The following is a 795-nucleotide window of genomic DNA, read 5'->3' as shown; positions in this document are numbered from 1 at the left end:
AGCGCTCGTTTACAGGCCCGGTCGTTCGGAGGCCGGTCGTTTACAGGCCCGGTCGTTCGGAGGCCAGCAGTTTCAGAGGCGCTTTAGAGGGCGTTGTGGCGTTGGAGCCAGCTGAAGGCGGCCCAGCCGGGGAGGACGGGGAGCCAGAAGGTCATCAGGCGGAAGAGGAGGACGGCGGAGGTCGCGATCGGCTGTTCGAGGCCGGCGAGAGTGAGGCCGGCGAAGAGGGCGGTCTCCACGGCGCCCAGGCCGCCGGGGGTCGGGGCGGCGGAGCCGATGGCGTTGCCGGCGAGGAAGACGACGGCGACGGCGGCGAAGCTGACCTCGCCGCCGAAAGCGCGTACGCAGGCCATGAGGCACAGGATGAACATCAGGGACAGCAGCAGGGTCCCACTGAGCGCTTCGATGATCTTGCGCGGGGACTGAAGCACGTCGAGCAGGCGAGGGATGACGCCGGAGAACAGGGCCCGGACCCGGGTGGTGAGCATCCGGCGCAGGGGACGCACGGCCAGGATGACGACCATGAGCACCGCGACGCTGAGCAGCACGACCAGCAGCCCCCGGGACGGGGTCAGAGAAGGCGCGGCCTGGGTTCCGGTCAGGTAGCCGAAGAACAGCAGCAACAGGATGTGGGAGATCAGGCCCACGAGCTGGGAGGCCCCCACGCTGGCCACCGCCGGCCCGGGAGGAACCCCACGTTTCTGCAGGTACCGAGTGTTGATCGCGACTCCGCCGACGGCCGCGGGGGCGACCAGCTTGACGAAGGAGCCGGCGAATTGGGCGAGCACGGTCTGG

Annotated in this window: 1 protein-coding gene; it reads right to left on the bottom strand. The window is 69.4% G+C overall.

Annotated features, from left to right (window positions below):
- Positions 1-83: 83 nt before the first annotated feature.
- On the bottom strand, positions 84-795 hold a 712-nt coding region (locus tag Aph01nite_RS40985), incomplete at its 5' end, for a lysylphosphatidylglycerol synthase transmembrane domain-containing protein (protein ID WP_204046489.1).

The sequence above is a fragment of the Acrocarpospora phusangensis genome, from assembly GCF_016862995.1.
Classification (GTDB): domain Bacteria; phylum Actinomycetota; class Actinomycetes; order Streptosporangiales; family Streptosporangiaceae; genus Acrocarpospora; species Acrocarpospora phusangensis.
This window is presented reverse-complemented; position numbering and strand designations above follow the sequence as displayed.